This is a genomic window from Streptomyces sp. NBC_00775 (genome assembly GCF_036347135.1).
Classification (GTDB): domain Bacteria; phylum Actinomycetota; class Actinomycetes; order Streptomycetales; family Streptomycetaceae; genus Streptomyces; species Streptomyces lutosisoli.
Genome location: NZ_CP108938.1, coordinates 9,916,230 through 9,937,847, shown reverse-complemented (window position 1 = coordinate 9,937,847; position 21,618 = coordinate 9,916,230). Strand labels below are relative to the sequence as shown.

The window sequence follows — 21,618 nt, the reverse complement described above, 5'->3', positions numbered from 1 at the left end:
ATGAGCAGGAAGACGAGTATGAGTACGAGCATGAACAAGCAGCCGACCGTCACCGAGTTCTCCGTCTACCCCGTCGCCGGCCGGGACTGCATGGAGCTGAACCTCTCCGGCGCGCACGGCCCCTACTTCACCCGCAACGTCCTCGTCCTCAAGGACTCCGAGGGCCGTACCGGTCTCGGCGAGGTCCCCGGCGGGGAGAAGATCACCCGGACTCTGCGGGACGCAGAGTCGCTGGTCGTCGGCGCGAGGGTGGGCGACTACAAGCGTGTCCTGCACGAGATCGGGGACCGCTTCGCCGACCGCGACGCCGGCGGGCGCGGCGCCCAGACCTTCGACCTGCGTACGACCGTCCACGCGGTGACCGCGGTCGAGTCGGCGCTCCTCGACCTGCTGGGGCAGCACCTGGACGTGCCGGTCGCGGCGCTGCTCGGTGACGGACAACAGCGGGAATCCGTACGGGTGCTGGGCTATCTCTTCTACGTCGGTGACCCTGATCGCACGGACCTGGAGTACGTCCGCGAACCCGACTCCGCCGTCGACTGGTACCGGATCCGGCACGAGGAGGCCCTCACGCCGGAGGCCATCGTCCGGCAGGCCGAGGCGGCCTACGACCTGTACGGCTTCAGGGACTTCAAGCTCAAGGGCGGTGTCCTGGCAGGTGCCGAGGAGGTGAAGGCCGTCCGCGCGCTCAAGGACCGTTTCCCCGAGGCGCGGATCACCCTCGACCCGAACGGCGCGTGGTCGCTGCGCGAGGCGATCGAGCTGTGCGAGCCCCTGGTGGGTACGCTCGCCTACGCCGAGGACCCCTGCGGGGCCGAGGGCGGCTACTCCGGGCGCGAGATCCTGGCCGAGTTCCGCCGCGCCACGGGCCTGCCGACCGCGACCAACATGATCGCCACCGACTGGCGGCAACTGACCCACGCGCTGGCCCTGCAGTCAGTCTCCATCCCGCTGGCCGACCCGCACTTCTGGACGATGCAGGGCTCGGTGCGGGTGGCCCAGCTGTGCAACGCGATGGGCCTGACCTGGGGCTGCCACTCGAACAACCACTTCGACATCTCACTGGCCATGGTGACCCACTGCGGAGCCGCGGCCCCGGGCGCGTACAACGCCCTGGACACCCACTGGATCTGGCAGGAGGGCCTGGAACGCCTCACCACCGCCCCGCCCCGCATCGTCGACGGCGAGATCGCCGTCCCCGACGCCCCCGGCCTGGGCATCCAGCTCGACATGGACCGCCTCCTCACGGCCCACGAGCTCTACCAGCAGAAGGCGCTGGACGCGCGCGACGACGCGATCGGGATGCGGTACCTCGTCCCCGACTGGGAGTTCGACGCGAAGCGGCCCTGCCTGGTGCGCTAGCCGGTGGCCCGGCTGCCGGCACCGTCAGAGAGCGATCGGGCGATAGGCCAAGATCTCGTCCACGATCCGCTCGGGCGAGGCATCCTCAAGGCCGGCCGGCGGATGGTGGATCAGGTCGGAGGCTCGTGGGTTCGTGACGTTGGCTTCCAGTACCCGCAGGTAGAACTCGTCCTCCGGGTCTCCGTCCAGAATCCTGCGCACGATCTCGACGAGTTCCTCGCGCGCGACGTCGGGCACCCTCGGGTACGCCGGCCGGGCGGCCTCCAGCGTGAAATCCTCCAGGTCACGCCATCCGGCGTATCCGGTGAAATCGGCTGAGTCATACGTGTGACCGGTCGCGTTGTTGAACGCGGTGATCGCCTCGTCCGCTTCCGCCGCACCATCGCCGAACACGAGAGTCTCGATCCGCTCGATCTCGTCAGCGAGCGCCCGCAGGCGAACCTCCGTGACGGGTGGGGGCAACAGCTCCGGTCGAAGATCCACCGACCCATTATGCGGCGTACGGCTGCGGGTCGGTCACTGGCTGAACCGGTCCCGCAGCTCCCGTTTGAGGATCTTCCCGCTGGCGTTGCGGGGCAGTTCGTCCACGAACAGGATTCGTTTGGGGGCCTTGAAGTGGGCGAGCTTCTCGCGGGCGTGGGCGAGGAGTTCGGATTCGGTCACCTCGCCGCGGGGGACGACTACGGCGGTGACGGCCTCGATCCAGCGCTCGTCGGGGAGGCCGATCACCGCCACCTCCGCGACCTGTTCGTGCGTGTAGAGGGCGTCCTCGACCTGGCGTGAAGCGACCAGTACGCCACCGGAGTTGATGACGTCCTTCACCCGGTCGACGACGGTGAAGTATCCGTGGGCGTCCCGCACGGCGAGGTCGCCCGAGTGGAACCAGCCGTCGCGGAAGGCCTCGGCGGTCTCCTCCGGCTTGTCCCAGTACCCTTCGCACAACTGCGGTGAACGGTAGACGACTTCACCCGGTGTTCCGTCGGGTACGTCCTTGCCGTTCTCGTCGACCACGCGCGCGTCGACGAAGAGGACCGGGCGGCCGCAGGAGTCCATCCGGCCCTTGTGCTCGTCGGGGCCGAGGACGGTGGCCAGGGGGCCGATCTCGCTCTGACCGAAGCAGTTGTAGAAGGCCAGCTTCGGCAGCCGCTCGCGCAGCCGTTCCAGGACGGGGACCGGCATGATCGACGCCCCGTAGTAGGCCTTGCGCAGCCCGCTGAGGTCCCGGGTCGCGAAGTCGGGGCGGTTCGACAGGCCGATCCACACGGTGGGCGGGGCGAACAGGCTGTCCGCGCGGCCGGTCTCGATCAGGTCGAAGAGCTGATCGGCGTCGGGCGAGTCGAGGATGACGTTCGACGCGCCGATCGCGAGATACGGCAGCAGGAACACATGCATCTGCGCCGAGTGGTAGAGCGGCAGCGAGTGCACCGGCCGGTCCCCCGCGCTCAGGTCGAGGGCGGTGATCGCGCTCAGGTACTCGTGCACCAGGGCGCGGTGCGTCATCATCGCGCCCTTGGGCAGGGCGGTGGTCCCGGAGGTGTAGAGCAACTGCACGAGGGTGTCGCCGCGCGGCTCGGCACCCTCGTACGCGGGTGCCGTGTCCAGCCGCGCGAGCAGCGAGTCGTCGGCGTCGCGCAGCGGCAAGGTCCGTACGCCGTCCGGGAGTTGCCCGGCGAGGTCCGGGTCGGCCAGGACCAGCGCGCTCCCGGACTGGCCGACGATGTACGCGAGGTCGTCGCCGGTGAGGTTCTGGTTGACCGGCACGTGCACGAGCCCCGCGCGGGCGCAGGCGAGGAAGCCGATCAGGTATGCGTCCGAGTTGTGGCCGTAGGCACCGACCCGGTCGCCCGGCGCGAGCCCCTGGTCGAGGAGGACGCTCGCCGCGCGGGAGACGGCCTCGTCGAGTTCCGCGTAGGTCCAGGAGCGCTCGCGGTAGTCGACCGCGACGCGCGCCGGGGTGCGCCGGGCGCTGCGCCGCAGCACCCCGTCCACCGTGCTGCCGTGTCCAGGCGTCATGACACATGATCCTCGGTCCGCGTCTCAGGGAGGTCAAGTCAACGCACGGAGGTCGAACAGATACGCCAACACCGCACATACCCGTTGGTACGCTCAACCGCCCCTTCCCTCAATGACGTTGGGAGGCACGATGCGCACCCGCCTGAGACGGCTCGTCATCACGGCCGTCGCCCTGCTCACCGCCACGACCGCACTGCCCGCGGCCGCGGCCCAGCAACAAGACCGTCAGGAACATCCCTCGCACGGCGGCCTGTCGGCCGTGATCCGCTACACCGAGTACGGCATACCGCACATCGTCGCGAAGGACTACGCCAACCTGGGCTTCGGCACCGGCTGGGCGCAGGCCGCCGACCAGGTGTGCACCCTGGCCGACGGCTTCGTGACCGTGCGCGGCGAGCGGTCCCGCTTCTTCGGGCCCGACGCGGCGCCCGACGGTTCGCTGTCCTCGGCGACCAAGAACCTCTCCAGCGACCTGTACTTCCGCGGTGTGCGGGAGACGGGCACGGTGGAGAAGCTACTCGCCGAGCCCGCGCCGCTCGGGCCGGGCCGCGACGTCAAGGACCTGATGCGCGGCTGGGCGGCCGGCTACAACGCCTGGCTCGCCCAGAACCGGATCACCGACCCGGCCTGCCAGGGCGCCGACTGGGTCCGCCCGGTGACTCCCGTGGACGTGGCCGCGCGCAACTTCGCGCTGGCCGTCCTCGGCGGCCAGGGGCGCGGGGTCGAGGGCATCACGGCAGCCCAGCCGCCGACGACGACGTCCACCGTGACGAGTACGCCCGCCGGGTCGAGCGCCGCCACCCTTGACGCGAAGAGCACCGCCGAAGCCGCGCGGGAGCTCTTCGACACCGCCGACATGGGGTCCAACGCGGTCGCCTTCAGCGGCGCCACGACGGCGAACGGCCGCGGTCTGCTGCTCGGCAATCCGCACTATCCCTGGCAGGGCGGCCGCCGCTTCTGGCAGATGCAGCAGACGATCCCCGGCGAGCTGAACGTCGAGGGCGGCGCGCTGCTCGGCTCGGCGACGGTGTCCATCGGGCACACCGCGCATGTGGCGTGGAGCCATACCGTCGCGACGGGCATCACGCTCAACCTCCATCAGCTGACGCTCGATCCGGCCGATCCGACGACGTATCTGGTGGACGGCAAGCCGGAGCGGATGACGAAGCGGACCGTCACCGTCGACGTGTTGGACGGCACGCCGGTCACGCGCACCCAGTGGTGGACCCGGTACGGCCCGGTCGTCACCTCGCTCGGCGCGCAACTGCCGCTCCCCTGGACGTCGACGACGGCCTACGCGCTCAACGACCCGAACGCGGCCAATCTCCGCGCCTCCGACACCGCGCTCGGCTTCAGCAAGGCCCGGAGCACGGCCGATGTCCTCACGGCCCTCCAGCGCACCCAGGGGCTGCCCTGGGTGAACACGATCGCCGCCGACTCGGGCGGGCACTCGCTGTTCACGCAGTCGCAGGTACTGCCGCGCATCACCGACGAGTTGGCGCAGCGCTGCTCGACGCCGCTCGGCAAGGTCACCTATCCGTCGGCCGGTGTCGCGATCCTCGACGGCTCGCGCGGGGACTGCGCGCTGGGCAGCGACCCCGACGCCGTACAGCCGGGGATCTTCGGGCCCGCGAAGATGCCGGTGCTCAAGGACGCGCCGTACGCGGAGAACTCCAACGACAGTGCCTGGCTGGCCAATACGGACCGGCCGCTGACCGGGTACGAGCGGATCTTCGGCACGATCGGCACCCAGCGCACGATGCGTACGCGCGGGGCGGCCGAGGACGTGGCGGCGATGGCCGCCAAGGGCCGGCTGAGCGTTCGGGATCTTCAGGCGCAGCAGTTCGCGAACCGGGTGCCCGCGGGTGATCTCGTCGCGGACGACGCGGCGCGCGCGTGTGCCGCGCTGCCGGGTGGCACGGCGACAGGCAGTGACGGCAAGGCTGTTGACGTGTCCGAGGCCTGCGGTGTGCTGGGGGCGTGGGACCACTCCATGAACACCGGCAGCCGGGGCGCGCTGCTCTTCGACCGGTTCTGGCGGAAGCTGGCGGTCGCGGTCCCGGCCGCGCAGCTCTGGAAGGTGCCGTTCTCGGCGGCGGACCCGGTCCGTACCCCGAACACGCTCAACACCGAGGCGCCGGGCTTCACCACGGCCCTCGCCGACACGGTGACGGAGCTGCGTACGGCGGGCATCGCGCTGGACGCGAAGCTCGGCGCGAACCAGTTCGTCGTACGCGACGGACAGCGCATCCCCGTGCCGGGCGGCACGGAGTCGCTCGGCGTGTGGAACAAGGTCGAGCCGGTGTGGAATCCGGCGGCCGGCGGATACACCGAGGTCACCACCGGGTCCTCGTACATCCAGGCCGTCGGCTGGGACGGGAGCCGCTGCCCGGTCGCCCGCACGCTGCTGACGTACTCCCAGTCGTCGAATCCGAACTCGCCGCACTACAGCGACCAGACGCGGCTGTTCTCGGGTGAGAAGTGGGTCACCTCGCGCTTCTGCGAGAAGGACATCCTGTCGTCGCCGGGGTTGCGGGTGGTGCGGGTGAGCGACCACCGCTGACAACAGTGCTGTGGTCCCGTCCTCTATGGGGCGGGACCACAGTGCCGCGGGCCGGCGCCCCGCGCGTCACAGCTCCATGTGGCCCAGCTTGTCGGGGTTGAGGACCGCGTAGACCCCGTCGATGCGTCCCTCGTGCACGGAGATGGTGACGACCTGCTCGATGCCGTCGACGGTGAGTGCCAGGGCGGGCAGCCCGTTCGCCGTGACGACGCGGGCGTCGCCGAACGGATAGCGGGTGACCAGACCCGCGATGAACGCGACCACACGCGCGCGGCCCTCGATCGGGCGCAGCGCCGCCCTGACCTTGCCGCCGCCGTCGTTCCAGGCGACCACGTCCTCGGTCAGCAGTTCGGTCAGACCCGTGAGGTCGCCGCTCTGCGCGGCCTCCAGGAAACGTGCGAGCAGTTTGGCGTGGTCGTCCTCGGCGAGCGCGAACTTGTCGCGTCCCGAGGTGACCCGGCGGCCCGCCCGGCTGTGCATCTGGCGGCAGTTCGAGGAGGTCGTGTCCAGGATGCGCGCGATCTCGTCGTACGGCAGGTCGAAGGCCTCCCGCAGGACGAACACCGCTCGCTCCGGCGGCGACAGACGCTCCATCAGATGGATGGTCGCGTAGGCCACGGTGTCGCGCAGCTCGGCCGTGTCCAGCGGGCCGAGCGCCGCCGTCGCGACGGGCTCGGGGAGCCACGGCCCGGTGTACGCCTCGCGGGTGACGCGGGCCGAGCGCAGCTGGTCGAGGGCGAGCCGGGAGACGATCGTGATGAGGAAGGCGCGCGGTTCGCGGATGTCCGCCCGGTCGGTGTTCGTCCAGCGGAGATAGGCGTCCTGGACGACGTCCTCGGCGTCCCACATGCTGCCGAGCAGCCGGTAGGCGAGGCCGAGCAGCAAGGGGCGGTAGGCCTCGAACTGCTCGGTCGCCTGCTTCGGAGTCTCCAACTCCTCAGTCCTTTCCTGCGGTTCGGCGTGCATCCGGCTCTTTGCGAGGCGGCGCACGGCCCGCTCCCAGCGGTTCAGCGTGCGGCTGTCGCGCCATTCAACTCGGCCGCGAACCCCGCGCGCCAGGAGGCGTACCGGGGCCGCCAGTCGAGGGTGAGCACGGCGCGCGCGTTGTCGGCGCCGCGCAGCCCGTTCATGAACGCCACTCCCCAGCCGCCGACCGCGAGCCGGGCGAGCGCCGCGGGTGCCTTCTTGGGCGCCGGGGCGCCGAGCATCCGGGCCAGCTCGGGCAGCCACTCGTGCAGCGGCGCCGGGTGGTCGTCGACGATGTTCAGCGGGCCGCTCGCGGGCTTGTCGAGTGCGGCGATCACCGCGGTGGCCGCGTCATGGGCGTGTGTGAAGGAGAAGACCGAGTTCCCGCCGCCGACCAGCGGCACCTTCCCCCCGGCGACCTGGTCCACGAAGGAGCCGTCCTTGGCGTAGATCGTGCCGGGCCCGTACAGGTGCCCGAAGCGCAGGACCGTGCCGCCCGCGTCGGCGGTGCGCAGCTCCAGCTCCTTCAGGGCTTCGAGCACCGGCACGAACTGCTTCGGCGGACGCTGCCACAACGGGGCGTCCTCGTCGGCCGCGCCCTGGCCGGCCGGGTCGTAGGCGTACGCGAGTCCCTGGGCGACGATCTTCTTGACCCCGGCGTCGTGCGCGGCCTCGTACAGATTGCGGGTGCCCTCGGTGCGCAGCCGGTTGGTGAGGGCGAAGTCGCGGGCCAGGTGGCGCGGGTCGATCTGGGCCGGGATGGCGGTGAGCATGTTGACCACCGCGTCGGGGGCCGCTTCGCGTACGGCCCGGTGCAGCGCGGAACGGTCGAGGGCGTCGGCCACGACGCTGCCCTCGACCGCCGTGCGCGACAGTGCCACTACGTCATGTCCCACCGAGCTGAGCAGCGGAACGAGCGCCCGCCCGATGACTCCGGTGGCTCCGGCGACGAGTACACGCATGAGAATCCCACTCCTGATGTCGGGCCCCCGGGCGGTCCGGTGATCGGTTCCCGGGGGCGTTTCGGCATCAGGACGGGCGAGTGCGGCTCCGCGTGACAGGTCACGAATGTGACCTGCGTCACACCGCCCGGGTGCGGCCCTCCCAGTAGGGATCCCGCAGCCTCCGCTTGTAGAGCTTTCCGTTGGGATCGCGGGGCATGGCCTCGATGAAGTCGACGCTCTTGGGCCGCTTGTAGCCGGCCAGCTGCCGCTCGCAGTGGCCGAGGATCTCGGCGGCGAGCGCCGGCCCCGGCTCATGGCCGGGGGCGGGCTCGACGACGGCCTTGACCTCCTCGCCCCAGTCGTCGTGCGGGATGCCGAAGGCGGCCGCGTCGGCGACGGCGGGGTGGGTGAGCAGGGCGGCCTCTATCTCGGCCGGGTAGATGTTGACCCCGCCGGAGATGATCATGTCGATCTTGCGGTCGCGGAGGAAGAGATAGCCGTCCTCGTCGAGATAGCCGAGGTCACCGACGGTGAAGAAGTCGCCGATGCGGTTCTTCTTCGTCTTGGTCTCGTCCTTGTGGTACGAGAATCCGCCGGTGCTCATCTTCATGTACACGGTGCCGAGCTCACCGGGCGGCAGCCTGGTGCCGTCGTCGTCGAAGACGGCGAGCTCGCTGATGGGCCACGCCTTGCCGACCGTGCCGGGCTTCTTCAGCCAGTCCTCGGCGGTCGCGAAGGCTCCGCCGCCCTCACTGGCCGCGTAGTACTCCTCGACACTGTCGCCCCACCACTCGATCATGGCCCGTTTCACATGGTCGGGGCAGGGGGCGGCGCCATGGATGGCGTGCCGCATGGACGAGACGTCATAGCGCGCCTTCACCTCGTCGGGAAGCGCCAGCAGACGGTGGAACTGGGTCGGGACCATATGCGTGTGCGTGCACGTGTGGGTGTCGATGACACGCAGCATCTCCTCGGGGGTCCACTTGTCCATCAGCACCAGACGGTGGCCGATGTGCAGGGACGCGCCCGCGAACTGCAGCACGGCGGTGTGGTAGAGCGGCGAGCAGACCAGGTGCACGTTGCCGTCGAACGGCTTGATGCCGAAGATGCCGAGGAAGCCGCCGAGGTACGACTCCTCGGGGAGCTTGCCGGGCAGCGGGCGCCGGATGCCGCGCGGGCGTCCCGTGGTGCCCGAGGTGTAGTTCATGACCCAGCCGAGGGTGCGTTCGGCGGGCGGCGACTCGGGCTGTCCGTCGAGGAGTTCGACGTACGGCCTGAAGCCCGCCACCTCGCCGACCGCGTACCTCTGAGCCCCTGGCAGCTTCGCCTCGTCGGCGGCGTGCCGGGCGGCGTCCGCGAACCGTTCGTGGGCGATGAGGACCTTCGCGCCCGAGTCGGAGACGATCCAGGCGATCTCGGGGCCGACGAGGTGGTGGTTGACGGGGACGAGGTAGAAGCCCGCCTGCGAGGCGGCGAGATAGGCGACGAAGAACTCGACGCCGTTGGGCAGCACGACCGCGAAGGCGTCGCCGCGTTCGAGGCCCGCGGCGCGCAGCCCGTGGACGAGCCGGTTGGCCGAGGCGTGCAGCCGTCCCGCGGTCCACTCCTCGCCGGCCGGGGTGACAAGGACGATCCGCTCGGGGTCCGCGGCGGCCTGGGCCCAGAAACCGTTCGGAGGCGTGCCCCCGCCCATTCCCCCACTCACGCTCCTGCTCCCGCCCACGCCTTCACGCGCACTGTCGCTCCCACCGGTGCTCACGACTGGACGCTCCTTCCCGCGATGCGGTTGATGCGGTCGACGGCCCGCTCGAAGCCCCGGGTCAGGTCGTCGAAGACGGCCTGGACGCTGCGTTCGCTGTTCATCCGGCCGACGATCTGCCCGACGGGGGTGCCGAGCAGCGGCTCCACCTCGTGCTTCTGGATGCGCGAGACCGCCTCGGCGACGAGCAGCCCCTGGAGCGGCATGGGGAGCGTGCCGGGCCCGTTCGGGTCGTCCCAGGCATCGGTCCACTCGGTACGCAGCTGGCGCGCCGGCTTGCCGGTCAGGGCGCGCGAGCGGACGGTGTCCCCGGACCCTGCGGCGAGCAGCTTCCGCGTCACGGCGGGCGAGTGCATGTCGGCTTCGGTGACGGTCAGCCACAGGGAGCCGAGCCACACTCCCTGGGCGCCGAGGCTGAGCGCGGCGGCCACCTGCTGTCCGCTGCCGATGCCGCCCGCCGCCAGGACGGGCAGCGGGTCGACGGCGTCCACGACTTCGGGCGTGAGCACCATCGAGGCGATCTCCCCGGTGTGTCCGCCCGCCTCGTAACCCTGCGCCACGACGATGTCGATGCCCGCCTCGGCGTGCTTGCGCGCGTGCCGGGCGCTGCCCGCGAGCGCGGCGACCCGTACGCCCTTCTCGTGGGCGCGTTCCACCACGTCGACGGGCGGTGAACCCAGCGCGTTGGCGAGCAGTCCGATCGGATAGTCGAAGGCGACGTCGAGCTGGGTGCGGGCGACCTGCTCCATCCACCCCGTGATACGCCACCCGGACACCTCGCCCTCGACGAGTTCGGGCACGCCGTACTTGGCGAGGGTGTCCCTGACGTACTGCCGGTGCCCCTCGGGGATCATCGCCTCGACATCGGCCTCGCTGACGCCCTCGACCTTCTTGGCGGGCATGACGACGTCCAGGCCGTAGGGCTTGCCGTCGACGTTCGCCTCGATCCAGTCGAGGTCGCGCTTGAGGTCGTCGGGTGCGGTGTAGCGGACCGCGCCGAGCACACCGAATCCGCCCGCACGGCTGATGGCCGCGGCGACGGCGGGAAACGGCGTGAAGCCGAAGATGGCGTGCTCGACTCCCAGTTCCTTGCTCAGCTCCGTCTGCATGGCCGCAGGATGCCGCAGTCCTCCGGACGAGGGAAGGGGTTTTCTGATGCTCCGTCAGATTTCTGGACACGGTTCGGCGCCGTTTCGGGCAGGGTTGACACACCCCACGGCTGACAGGAAAGTTTCACCCCGCACGGCGAATCCGGAAAGATACTTTCAGGCGGCGCGGCGGGAGGCTCCTCGATGACCGGAGAAGCGGCGGACAGAGCGACGGGGACGACCGAGGGCGCCCCGGACAGAGCGAGCGACAGACTGACCCGCCGTCAACTGGGCAGACGGGTGCTGGCCTTAGGCGGCGCCCTGGCCATCGCTCCCTTCCCGGCAGGTCCCGCGGCGGCTTCGGAGGCGGGTGGCGGCCGGCCGGCCCTGCGGCACGGATCGGCCGAGCAGGCTGGTCTGCTGCCGGAGCACCTGCGCCAACTGGTCACCGATGCCGAGACGTTCCTGGGCCCCTCCCCCAAGCACCCCTGGTACGCGGGCGCCGTGCTCCTCGCCGGGCGCGGCGGAACCGTGGCCCTGCATCACCCGATCGGCATGGCGGTGCGCTACTCGGCGTACGACGAGACGACGGACACCGGCGTCGAGTTCCCGGCCGACGAGCAGATTCCGGCCGCCGAGGACACGGTCTACGACCTCGCCTCCGTCTCGAAGCTGTTCACCTCGATCCTCGCCGTGCAGCAGATGGAGCGCGGCGCACTGGAACTGGAGGCCGCCGTCGCCTCCTACCTCCCGGAGTTCGCGGGCGGCGGCAAGCAGGACATCACGATCCGTCAACTGCTCACCCACACCTCGGGGTTCCGGGCCTGGATCCCCCTCTACAACGCGCCGACCCACGAGGGAAAGCTCCAGCTCATCTGGGACGAGGCACCGCTCAACCCACCCGGCACCAAGTACCTCTACTCGGACCTGAATCTGATCTCGCTCCAGCTGGTCCTGGAGAAGATCACCGGCCGCACCCTCGACGCACTCCTCCACGACGAGATCGCCGCCCCGCTCGGCATGCACCGCACCCGCTACAACCCGCCCGCCTCCTGGAAGCCGGGCATCGCCGCGACCGAGGACGCGCGGCCGCCCTGGTCGGGACTGGACCGCGGGCTCGTCTGGGGCGAGGTGCACGACGAGAACGCGTACTCCCTGGGCGGTGTCGCGGGCCACGCGGGCGTCTTCTCCTGTGCGTGGGACCTCGCGGTCCTCGGCCGTACGCTGCTGAACGGCGGCACCTACGGCAGGGCGCGCATCCTGCGGCCGGAGACGGTGGACCTGATGTTCACCGACTTCAACACCGCCTTCCCGGGCGACGAGCACGGCCTCGGTTTCGAGCTCTACCAGCACTGGTACATGGGTGCGATGGCCACGCCGCGCACCGCGGGCCACACCGGCTTCACCGGCACCTCGCTCGTCCTCGACCCGACGACCGACTCCTTCCTCGTCGTCCTCGGCAACTCCGTTCACCCGGTGCGCGGTTGGCGCTCCGGCTCCGCTCCCCGGGTCGCCACCGCGAACAGCCTGGCGCGGGCCGTCGCCGTGCGGCCCGCCCGCGGCCGTACGTCCTGGTTCTCCGGGATGGCGAGCGCGACGACGGCGACGCTGACCCTGCCCGCGCTCGACACCACCGCGGGCCCCGCGCACCTGCGCTGCGCCCTGTGGTGGGACACCGAACCCCAGTCGGACCTCCTCTTCCTGGAGTCCTCGACCGACGACGCGGCGACCTGGCAGCCGGTCCCCTTCACGACGGAGGCACCTGGCGGGGAACCCCAGGACCATCCGGCCGGTACGGCCACCGGCTGGTCGGGGCGGGTGTGGCACCGGCTCACCGCGGACCTGCCCCAGGCGCCGCGGGTCGCGCTGCGCTGGCGGTACACGACCGACCGGCTGTACGTCGGGCGTGGCGCGTACGTGGACGGTCTGCGGGTCGAGGCCGGGGACCGGGTCGCCTTCGACGAGGCACGGCCGGCGGACGCGGCGCGGATGGAAGCGGTGGGCTGGGTGGCGTCGGAGGACTGACCGACGAGCCACCTTCATCGTTCCCGTGTCGCAGCGGCCCTAGGGGGTGTCGCGTCCCCCGGCCCCCTCCTCCAGGACCGCCATGGCCGCGTTGTGCCCGGGGACCCCGCTCACCCCGCCGCCGCGCACCGCGCCCGCCCCGCACAGCAGGACGTTCGCGTGCCGGGTCTCCACGCCCCAGCGGCCCGTGCCCTCCTGCGCGTAGGGGAAGGCGAGGTCGCGGTGGAAGATGTTGCCGCCGGGCAGCCGCAGGTCGCGCTCCAGGTCGAGCGGGGTCTTCGCCTCGATGCAGGGGCGGCCGTCCGCGTCGGTGGCGAGGCAGTCGGCGAGCGGCTCGGCGAGGTGGGCGTCCAGCTGGGCCAGGGTCGACTTCAGCAGCTCGTCCCGTACGGCGTCGTTGTCGCGCTCGAACAGCCGGGCGGGGGTGTGCAGGCCGAACAGGGTGAGGGTCTGGTAGCCCTGCTCGACGAGGTCGTCGCCGAGGATGCTCGGGTCGGTGAGCGAGTGGCAGTAGATCTCGGAGGGCGGCGCGGTGGGCAGCTCGCCGGACACGGCCTGCGCGTGAGCGGTCGCCAACTGCTCGTACCCCTCGGCGATGTGGAAGGTCCCGGAGAACGCCTCGCGCGGGTCGACGGAGGTGTCGCGCAGCCTGGGCAGCCGCGTGAGCAGCATGTTCACCTTGAGCTGGGCGCCCTCGGCCGGGGTGGGCGGCTCGTCGCCGGTGAGGTGCGCGAGCTCCTGCGGCGAGGCGTTCACGAGGACGTGCCGGGCCGCGACGACGCCCTCCCCGTCCGGGGTCCGGTAGGTGACCTCGGCGGCCTCCCCGTCCGTCTCGATCCGCAGCACCTCGTGACCGGTGGCGATCACGGCGCCCGCGCTCCGTGCCGCCGCGGCGATCGCGTCGGTGAGGGCGCCCATACCGCCGACCGGCACGTCCCAGGCTCCGGTGCCGCCGCCGATCACGTGGTAGAGGAAGCAGCAGTTCTGCCGCAGCGAGGGGTCGTGGGCGTCGGCGAAGGTTCCGATGAGGGCGTCGGTGAGGACGACACCGCGGACGAGGTCGTCGGCGAAGTTCTCCTCGACGGCCGTGCCGACCGGCTCCTCGAAGAGCATCCGCCAGGCGTCCTCGTCGTCGACGCGGCCGCGCAGTTCGTCCCGGGTGGGCAGCGGTTCGGTGAGCGTGGGGAACACCCGCTGCGCGACACGGCCCGTCATGGCGTAGAAGCGCTGCCACGCCGCGTACTCGCGGTCCGAGCCGGTCAGCCGTGCGAACGCCTCACGGGTGCGCCGCTCGCCGCCGCCGACGAGCAGCCCGGTGGACCGTCCGTCGCGTTCGACGGGCGTGTACGAGGAAATGGTGCGCCCGCGGACGCGGAAGTCGAGGCCGAGATCCCGCACGATCTTCCGGGGCAGCAGGCTCACCAGGTACGAATAGCGCGACAGACGCGCGTCGACTCCGGCGAACGGCCGGGTGGACACGGCGGCGCCCCCGGTGTTCCCGAGGCGCTCCAGCACCAGCACGGACCGCCCGGCCCGGGCCAGGTAGGCGGCGGCGACCAGTCCGTTGTGGCCCCCGCCGACGATCACGACGTCGTATCCCTCGTGTGCAGGCATGCTTCTTCGTAGCACGTGATGATCTACGTCGGCCAGGGGTGCGCGGCAAGCGGCGGGCGACCGGATGGGGATGGTGAGGACGACGAGGACACTGCCGGCTCGGCGGACGGTCAGTGTCCTCCGGCCGCCCGCTGCTGCCGTAACGCCGCCACCCTCCGGTACAGCTCCACCGCCTCCTGGCCGCGCCCCAGCTGTTCCAGGCAGTGGGCCTCGTCGTTGCGGCTGGCGAGGGCGTCGGGGTGGTCGGCGCCGAGAACGTGCTCGCGGGCGATGGCGACGCGGCGGTACTCGGCGAGGGCGTCGGCCCAGCGGCCGAGCCAGCCGAGGCCGACGGCGACCTCGCGGCGGCTGACGAGGGTGTCCGGGTGGTCGGCGCCGAGGACGCGCTCACGGATCGCGCACACGTCGCGGGACTCGGCGAGCGCCTCCTCCCAGCGGCCCATCCGGCCGAGGTTCACACCGAGGCCGTGCCGGGCGCGCAGGGTTTCGGGGTGCGCGGGGCCGTGCACGCGGATGCGGTCGTCGACCAGGTCGCGGTACAGCTCCAGGGCCTGCGCGCTGCGGCCGAGCCGACCGAGGCTGATACCGACCTCGTAGCGGGCGGCGAGGGTGTCCGGGTGGTCGGGGCCGAGGGCCTGCGCGCGGGCCTCGGCCACCTCCCGGTAGGTGTGCAGCGCCTCCGGCCAGCGCCCCAACTGGCCGAGTGCGTAGGCGACTTCATAGCGCGTGACAAGGGTGTCGGGGTGGGTCGGGCCGAGCACCCGGGCGCGGGCGGCGGCGACCTCGCTCGCCATCCGGTACGAGTCCTCCAGGCGCCCGAGCCTGCTCAGGTTGAAGGCGAGGTTGTGGCGGCAGCGCAGGGTGTCGGGATGATCGGGTCCCATGGCGCGCTCGCGGGCGCCGAGCACGGACGTGTAGGCCTGGTGCGCCTCGAAGTGGCGGCCCAACTGGCCCAGCACGTATGCCATTTCCTGGCGTGCGGCCAGGGTGTCGGGGTGCTCGGCACCGAGCACCCGCTCCCTCACCTGGGCGACATGCGCGTACTCGCGCAGCGCCTCGGCGGGCCGGCCGGTGCGGCTGAGTGTGAAGCCGACCTCGTAGCGGCTGGCGAGGGTGTCGGGGTGGTCGGGCCCGAGGGCGTGCTCGCGCTCGCCTGCGACCGCCCGGTGCACCTCGCCGGCCTCGGTCCACCGGCCGAGCCGGCCCAGGCTCAGGCCCGCGTTGTGCCGTCCTGTCAGGGTGGTGATCAACTCCGGTGAGGGGGTGGGCCGTTCGGTGCGCTCGGGCTCGCGGGCGACGGCCGTGGACGGGCGGGCGATCCAGTCGCCGGTGAGGCCTGCCGCCGCGTCCGGCGGGGTGGAGCGCAGTCCCCTGCCGGTCGCCTTGTGGCCGGTGGTCATGCCCCGGGTCCAGGACGGCAGCCGGGGTTCGCGCGAGGGCGGCTGTTCGGGGCGCGACTGGGTCGAGGGCGCCAAGGGCCGCTGTTCCGGGGCGGGTTGCCGGAATGACGGGGTCACCACGGTCGGCACGTACACCGGGGTCGTGCGGCCCGCGCTGATGCGGCGGCCGAGCTCGCGGGCGTCCTGCGGGCGCTGTTCGGGCTGTTTGGCGAGCAGGTCGAGGATGATCCTCTCGACGTACTCGGGGAGTTCGGCCCGGTGGTTGCGCGGCGGCTCGGGAGGCGTGTCACGGTGGCCGACGAGAATCGCCCAGGCGTCGTCGAGGTCGAACGGCGGTGCCCCGGTGGCGATTTCATAGAGCACACATCCGAAGGAGTACAGATCGCTGCGCTGGTCGACGTGGGCTCCGCTGATCTGCTCCGGCGACATGTAGTGCGGAGTGCCCATCGCGATACCGGTGCCGGTCAGCCGTGAGGTGAAGCCGATGTCGTGGCCGAGCCGGGCAATCCCGAAGTCGCAGATCTTCACCGTGCCGTCGGCCAGCCGCATGATGTTCGCGGGCTTCAAGTCCCGGTGCACGATGCCCTGCTGATGGGTGTAGGCGAGCGCGGAGGCCACCTGGTCGGCGATGTCGACGACTTCGGAGACCGCCAGCGGATGGTGTTTGTTGTCCTCCAGGAGCTGGCTGAGGTTGCGCCCCTCCAGCAGCTCCATCACCAGATAGAGCACACCGTCGGACTCCCCGAAGTCATGGACGACGGTCACTCCGCGATGCTGCAGGGCGGCGGCCACCCGGGCCTCGCGCCGAAACCGCTCCCGCAGGACGCGCGTGAAGGACTGATCGTGGTGCGGGCCGAGCGGCTTGAGGCACTTGACGGCGACGTGCCGGCCCAGCGACTCGTCCCGCGCCCGCCACACCTCGCCCATACCGCCCCGCCCGATCAGATCGAGCAGCCGGTACCGGCTCTGGATCAGCCTGGTCTCCGCCATCTCGTGCGATCGCCCCCGTCGCTGCTCGCCGCGCCCTCCCCTGGCCCGTCCAGTATGGCGAGTTATCTGCCGACTTTGCAGGGCGCGGGGCGGGAGCCGGGGCCCAGCCGAGACATGGCGCGCAGAATGTGTTTGGGCGGGAGTTGCCAGCGCAGACGTGCGGGAACACAGCGCAGCAAGGTGCCCGTGAAACGCAGGCGCCGGGTCACCGTGGCGGGCGGCGGGGCGGCCCTGCCGTACAACTCGTGGGCGTACGGCGGCAGAGCGGCGTACGCGAGATGCGCCACACGCCGCCACAGCAGGGCGCGCGCCGGTACGAGCAAGGGGTGGACCGGCGGGCGCACCAGGAAGTCGTCCACGTCCCACGCCTCGGGCCCCGCCGACAGCTCCGGCAGCATCTTCTCGAAGTAGGCGGCCAACTCCGCCTGGTTCTCCGGTACGTCGGCGGGGTCGAGCCCCACCAGCCGTGCGCTGACCAGGTGTTCACCGATGTAGCGGTCGGCCTGCGCGTCCGTGAGGGGGAACCCCGAGCGCCGCAGGACGTGCAGATAGGAGTCGATCTCGGCGCAGTGCACCCACAGCAGCAGCCCGGGCTCGTCGACGCCGTACCGCTCCCCCGTGTCCGGGTCGGTCGCCGTGAGCATGCGGTGAATCTTTCGTATGCGTGTCCCTGCCTTCTCCGCGGCCTCACTGGTGCCGTACGTCGCCGTCCCCACGAAGTTCGCGGTGCGCATCAGCCGGCCCCAGGCGTCGCGCCGGAAGTCGGAGTTCTGCATGACTCCGCGCACCGTGCGCGGGTGCAGGGCCTGGAGGTAGAGCGCGCGGATCCCGGCGACCCACATCATGGGGTCGCCGTGCATCTGCCAGGTCACCGACTCCGGACCGAAGAGTCCCGGGTCGCCCGCCTGAAAGGCCTCCATGCCAGCAGGTGTGCCCAGGATCCATAGCTGGCACACGCGGGCATCCCTGACCTGCGGTGATGCCAAATGACTCGCCAAGTTGCCCACCATGATCACGAGCTTCGCCCGGCACTTCGGTACAAGGCAGAGGTCGCACCCGCCCGGGGCGCATCCGCCGGCTGATGGACGCGAGCCGCGGCCTGGTGGGCGGTCCGCGGACCGCCGCTCCGATCGTGGGACGGCGGGAGTTGGCCTCCGACGGAAGGTTGCGAGCTGCGGACCGGCACTCCCGGCAGCTCAGCCGCTCGGCGACCCGGCGGTGTCGTGCCCGGTGGCGGCTGCGGCGGCCGGCGGCCGGGTCAACCTGAGTGTGAGGACGTAAGAGCCCACGACCGCCACGATCACCAGAGGCATGACGGTAAGCCCCTCCGAGCCCAGAAGCAGGGTGGCCAGCAACAAGGAGGTCATGGGCAACTTGAGCATCGCTGCCGACATCGCACCCACGCCCATCGCGAGCCCAGCGGTCACGCCGAGCCCGGGCAGATGGGAAAAGGCGATGCCGCCGGCTGCGCCCAAGAACATGGCGGGGAACACCGGACCACCACGGAAAGCTGCCATGGACACGCAGTACGCCAGTCCCTTGCAGGCGACGAGCACCACAAGGGCCCCTGCCGAATACTGCGCGTTCGCAGAGACAAGAGGACCGAGGCCGCTCTGTCCCGAGTACAGGACTTCCGATGCCGCGTGGCCGGTCCACTCCGCGTAGAGCAGGGCGATCACACCGACGACGGCGCCTGCGAACACTGTGGCCTTCAGCCGTCGCGGTTCGACCAGTTTCAGCAAGCAGAGGGCGAGCCACCGAATCCCGACGCCGAACAGGGCCGCCGCTACCGCGATCAGGAGGGCCCAGCCGAACCCAGCGGCGTCCGGCGTGGCCGCATGAGGAACATTCGGCAGGGCCAGCGAGTAGGTGCCCAGGCCGGTCCACGACCCCAGGCCTGTGAAGATGAGCGCACCAATGCCGGAGGCGAGCAATCCCGGAACCAGGACGACACCCAGCATCGGTCCCCCCAAGCCGGACATCTCCATGAGCAGGAACGCTCCGAGCAGCGGTGAGCCGAGCAGGGTGCTGATCGCGGCGAAGCTCCCCGAGGCCCCCACGACGCCGGTCGCCTGCTTCGGAAACGACTTCCGCGTCAGTCGCAGCGCGGCCACGGCGAGGCCGCTGCCCAGGGCGATGAGTGGGGCCTCCGGCCCGATGACAGCGCCGAGGCCCAGTGAGGCCAGCGCGGCGAGCGCCACGCCGGGCAGATTGGCTGTCGGGGTCGGGCCCGAGGCCACGAACCCGTGGGCCGGCTCATGTCCACCGTTGCCAGGCAGATATCGGACCATCGGACCCACGAGGAGCCCCGCCACGACCAGCAGCGGCACCGGCCACCAATCGGGCGTGCCATGGAAGCCCAGGGCCTTGGGCAAGTCCGTGTAGGTGAGCGACTGAAGCTTGTTGACGAGTGCGAGAAAGCCGAAAGCCGCCGCCGAGATCGGGACGCCGAGAACCGCCGCGGTCAGGAGGAGAACCACGTAGCCGCGGCTACGGACGAGTGAGAGCGGGTCCGTGGCAGCTGCCGGTGGCTTTCCGTCAGGCTCGACCGGATGGCTTGGAGAGGTCACGCCGAGACCTCCGACATGCGCGTGACACAGCGGGATTGAGCTGTGGTTCCGGAGCTGGGGCAGCCGGCCGCGATCACCGTGACGCCTCGGAACAGCGATGAGGATTTACGGCGCCGAGAGGGATCTCCGCGAGTTCCAGAATCCGGTGGGCGGGCCGGTCCGCCGAAATCCGCATGAGGCCGGGTCAATCCTCCTCGGGTGCGTACTCTGCTTGGCAGGGCCGAGAAGGGCATCGACGAGCACTCCTGCCACCGGGCCGCTCGCCCTTCGGGAGCGGCGCGCGCTGCCGGGTTCGGAGCAGTGGCTATCTCCTGCCGCATCGCTCGCCTCCCGGCCGTAACACTGATACGTGGTCCGCCCCGGGGTGGTGCCTGCTACAGGGACGACCGGGGCACACACAGCGCAGAGTCGGTTCCAGCCCACGCGCGCACCCTCAAGACCGATCATGGTGGCCGGCGCCTGATTCGGCATCACGGCATGTCCGTGCCGAGGCTCGCCTGTCGGCAGGGTCGGGCGAAGTGAAGGTGCGCGCAGTGCAAGGCGAAGTCCTCGGTGAGTGGACGACCGTACAGCGTCTCGGTCGAGTCCGGTTGGTCCCGGCGTGGCAGTGGCTGCTCGCGAACACACCCCGGACTCGAACCGCGGACGAGACGGCTTCGAATCGGCAGACGACCCACGCCCACCGAGCGATCGTCACACGCGTGCTCCGTGTACGTGGCGTGGCTCGGCAAGCAGGCCATAGATGACCAGCACCGACAGGAGCATCACGATCACGGACCAGAAGGGGTAGACCGGCAGGAAGATCATCTGGCCGACCAGACACAGCGCCGCCAGACAGATACCCGTCCGACGCGCGCCTCTGGAGCCCACCAGCACTCCGAGGGCGGCCAGCGCCATCACGATGCCGATGACCACCCAGATCCAGCCCCAAGCCGTGTAGTTGAGGATGAGCAGCCGGTCGCCCTGGGAATAGACGGTCGAGTAGTACCCATGATTGAAGATCGCCACGAACCCATTGAGGAGGTTGAACAGAGCACTGACCAACAGCAGGATTCCGGCGAACGCCACCCAATGTGAACGCTCCATCGGCGGCACCGTGTCGTCTGGCGGCGAGGCATATTGCTCCATGGCGTCCATCAGATGCAGTATCACGGAGGACTGCAATTATTGGTGGCCCAAATGTGCTGGACGGCTATCTGGACGGCCATGGAGGGGCCGCCGACATCACGAAGTCGCCGGCCTGCAGCGGCGGGCGAGCGCGCGTGGGCGCCTCTCTTACCCAGGCTTCTTCGCATGGTCTCTGGTGGTGGTCCTCCGAGTCCGGAAAGCCTGAAGGAGTCGAGTTCTTCGTCGTCCCTTACGGTTCGACCGATGCCGCAATAGCGCTGTTCGATCGGATGCCGTTCCCCGCTGCACGTGGAGGCGCCTGCCGACGCACCGACCTCTTCGGACTTCGGCGCTCACCCCAAGCACTGCACGGACGGCTTCGAGCACTTCTTCCAGGCCGCCCCTACCGACCTCGCCGCCGAGATCCGTGAAGTCTGGGGAGAAGCGGTGGTGGCCCCAGGGTGGGAGGGCCCACCGGTGTGGGTGCACGGCGACCTGCATCCCGCGAACGTCGTCGTCGCGGACGGAACATTGGCAGGTGTCGTCGGCTTCGGCGCACTCTTCGCCGGCGACCCGGCGTGGAATCTCGCGGCCGCCTGGCTGCTGCTCCCTGCGGGTGGCGCCTCACGGTTTTTCGACAGCTACGCGCAGGCGGACGAGGCAGCGGTGCGACGGGCGCGCGGACTGGCCGCGATGAAGAGCCTGTTCCTGATGTTGATGGGCCAGAACGGGGACCATGGCCTGGCCGGCGGGAAGCCGAACTGGGGCCCGTAGGCCGGTCCGCACTTGATCGTGTCCTGAAGGGCCTTTGACGTCGGCATGGATCGACCGGGCCTCCCTGGCGGCCGGGCACTCGCTGACAGGGGTCGGTGCAGTCCCGGTTGGCCATGGGAACCGTCCAGACCAGTCCCTGCTCGATCCCGGTTCGCCAACTGGCTATGTCGGGCGGACCTGCTCGCGCCGCAGACCACGCTCCTTGGTGATGAGGAGGAATGAGGGATGCACCGGCAGCGGACAGTCCGGTCATCCAGCAGAACCTGCGTGAGAGGTCGGGGGCCTGGGCGGACAGCTGGTCCATTGCGAGTGAGTCGCCCAAGCATGATGCCGATCATCACCCAGCGGATCATGGTCTCCGAGTGAGCGGGGCTGGTCTCGTAGTCCCGCGCCAGACGCCAGTGTGCGGTCAGCCGCAATACCAATGACGCGCCCCTTGGCGG

General features: G+C 70.6%; 14 protein-coding genes and 1 pseudogene. 4 read left to right on the top strand and 11 right to left on the bottom strand.

The window, feature by feature from the left end:
- The first annotated feature begins 30 nt into the window (after positions 1-30).
- On the top strand, positions 31-1,362 hold the full coding sequence (locus OIC96_RS44160) for an enolase C-terminal domain-like protein (protein ID WP_330309973.1): 1,332 nt from the start codon (positions 31-33) through the stop codon (positions 1,360-1,362).
- Positions 1,363-1,386: 24 nt separating this feature from the next.
- Here OIC96_RS44160 and OIC96_RS44155 read toward each other — a convergent pair whose 3' ends face one another.
- On the bottom strand, positions 1,387-1,845 hold the full coding sequence (locus OIC96_RS44155) for a hypothetical protein (RefSeq protein ID WP_330302422.1): 459 nt from the start codon (positions 1,843-1,845) through the stop codon (positions 1,387-1,389).
- Between the two features lie 33 nt (positions 1,846-1,878).
- Positions 1,879-3,375, bottom strand: a complete 1,497-nt coding sequence (locus OIC96_RS44150) for an acyl-CoA synthetase (RefSeq protein WP_330302423.1) — start codon at positions 3,373-3,375, stop codon at positions 1,879-1,881.
- 130 nt (positions 3,376-3,505) lie between these two features.
- Here OIC96_RS44150 and OIC96_RS44145 point away from each other — a divergent pair, with 130 nt between their 5' ends.
- Positions 3,506-5,938 carry a penicillin acylase family protein gene (locus OIC96_RS44145; protein ID WP_330302424.1) on the top strand — a complete coding sequence of 811 codons (2,433 nt, stop codon included), beginning with the start codon at positions 3,506-3,508 and terminating at the stop codon, positions 5,936-5,938.
- 66 nt (positions 5,939-6,004) lie between these two features.
- On the opposite strand, the gene OIC96_RS44140 is transcribed toward OIC96_RS44145, so the two are convergent.
- From OIC96_RS44140 to OIC96_RS44125, 4 genes are all read right to left on the bottom strand, one after another.
- Positions 6,005-6,928 carry an RNA polymerase sigma-70 factor gene (locus OIC96_RS44140; protein WP_330302425.1) on the bottom strand — a complete coding sequence of 308 codons (924 nt, stop codon included), beginning with the start codon at positions 6,926-6,928 and terminating at the stop codon, positions 6,005-6,007.
- 17 nt (positions 6,929-6,945) lie between these two features.
- Positions 6,946-7,866 carry an NAD-dependent epimerase/dehydratase family protein gene (locus OIC96_RS44135; protein ID WP_327426446.1) on the bottom strand — a complete coding sequence of 307 codons (921 nt, stop codon included), beginning with the start codon at positions 7,864-7,866 and terminating at the stop codon, positions 6,946-6,948.
- A gap of 118 nt (positions 7,867-7,984) precedes the next feature.
- Positions 7,985-9,541, bottom strand: a complete 1,557-nt coding sequence (locus tag OIC96_RS44130; RefSeq protein WP_330309974.1) for an acyl-CoA synthetase — start codon at positions 9,539-9,541, stop codon at positions 7,985-7,987.
- A 62-nt stretch (positions 9,542-9,603) separates the two neighbouring features.
- Positions 9,604-10,716, bottom strand: coding sequence for an NAD(P)H-dependent flavin oxidoreductase (locus tag OIC96_RS44125; protein ID WP_330302426.1), 1,113 nt, complete (start codon positions 10,714-10,716; stop codon positions 9,604-9,606).
- A 183-nt stretch (positions 10,717-10,899) separates the two neighbouring features.
- Between OIC96_RS44125 and OIC96_RS44120 the strand changes: the two genes are divergently transcribed.
- Positions 10,900-12,720 (top strand): serine hydrolase, encoded by a 1,821-nt coding sequence (locus OIC96_RS44120; protein ID WP_330302427.1) that lies wholly within the window; start codon positions 10,900-10,902, stop codon positions 12,718-12,720.
- 39 nt (positions 12,721-12,759) lie between these two features.
- Here the strand turns inward: OIC96_RS44120 and OIC96_RS44115 are convergent, their stop codons facing one another.
- From OIC96_RS44115 to OIC96_RS44095, 5 genes are all read right to left on the bottom strand, one after another.
- On the bottom strand, positions 12,760-14,334 hold the full coding sequence (locus OIC96_RS44115; RefSeq protein WP_330302428.1) for a phytoene desaturase family protein: 1,575 nt from the start codon (positions 14,332-14,334) through the stop codon (positions 12,760-12,762).
- 110 nt (positions 14,335-14,444) lie between these two features.
- Positions 14,445-16,724 (bottom strand): serine/threonine-protein kinase, encoded by a 2,280-nt coding sequence (locus OIC96_RS44110; RefSeq protein ID WP_330302429.1) that lies wholly within the window; start codon positions 16,722-16,724, stop codon positions 14,445-14,447.
- A gap of 62 nt (positions 16,725-16,786) precedes the next feature.
- Positions 16,787-17,644, bottom strand: a complete 858-nt coding sequence (locus OIC96_RS44105; protein ID WP_330302430.1) for an oxygenase MpaB family protein — start codon at positions 17,642-17,644, stop codon at positions 16,787-16,789.
- Between the two features lie 276 nt (positions 17,645-17,920).
- Positions 17,921-19,294 (bottom strand): chloride channel protein, encoded by a 1,374-nt coding sequence (locus tag OIC96_RS44100; protein ID WP_406501301.1) that lies wholly within the window; start codon positions 19,292-19,294, stop codon positions 17,921-17,923.
- Between the two features lie 693 nt (positions 19,295-19,987).
- The gene (locus OIC96_RS44095; RefSeq protein ID WP_330302432.1) at positions 19,988-20,431 is read right to left on the bottom strand and encodes a DUF7144 family membrane protein; all 444 of its coding nucleotides are present in this window, start codon (positions 20,429-20,431) and stop codon (positions 19,988-19,990) included.
- Positions 20,432-20,704: 273 nt separating this feature from the next.
- Here OIC96_RS44095 and OIC96_RS44090 point away from each other — a divergent pair.
- Positions 20,705-21,213 (top strand): annotated as a pseudogene (locus tag OIC96_RS44090) (phosphotransferase); the annotation flags it as partial.
- Positions 21,214-21,618: the final 405 nt, after the last annotated feature.